This window comes from Pseudomonas guariconensis, assembly GCF_015680235.1.
Taxonomy (GTDB): domain Bacteria; phylum Pseudomonadota; class Gammaproteobacteria; order Pseudomonadales; family Pseudomonadaceae; genus Aquipseudomonas; species Aquipseudomonas guariconensis_A.
Window position 1 is genome coordinate 1 of sequence record NZ_JADLJL010000087.1, and the last position, 442, is coordinate 442.

At 63.8% G+C, this 442-nt stretch carries 1 pseudogene; it reads right to left on the reverse strand.

The window, feature by feature from the left end:
* A pseudogene (locus IRZ56_RS22950) lies at window positions 1–442 on the reverse strand (hypothetical protein); the annotation flags it as partial.

Sequence of the window (442 nt, forward strand, 5' to 3'; positions counted from 1 at the left end):
TGACCATCAGGTACTGGCCTTCCATGCTTTCGATCGTGCTCTTGACGGTGTCGTAGACCTTGCCCAGGTCATCCCCGGACAGGCTGTCGAGCAGGTGCTTCAGCAGCACCTCGTCCTTGGCCACCAAGGCCTGGTAGAGCAGGCTGTCGCGGCTTTCGAGTTCCTGTTGCCACAGGCGCTGGGTGGCGGCGAGGGCGGCCCCGTCCAGTGGCAGCGCTTCGGTCGGGCCGCCATTGAGACAAGCCCCTAGCATGCGGATGAAGGCCTCCGTCGAGCGCCATTCATTCACGGTGTAGTCGTGCTTGGCGACCTGCTTGAAGGCGGGGCAGGCGTAGTGCTCGGCATACACCCCGCCGAGTTGATCTATCAGGGCCTGCCAATGCTGGAGTTCGCTTCGATAGGCGGAGTCGAAGGCCGCCCGGGCGGGCTCGTCGTAACGTTC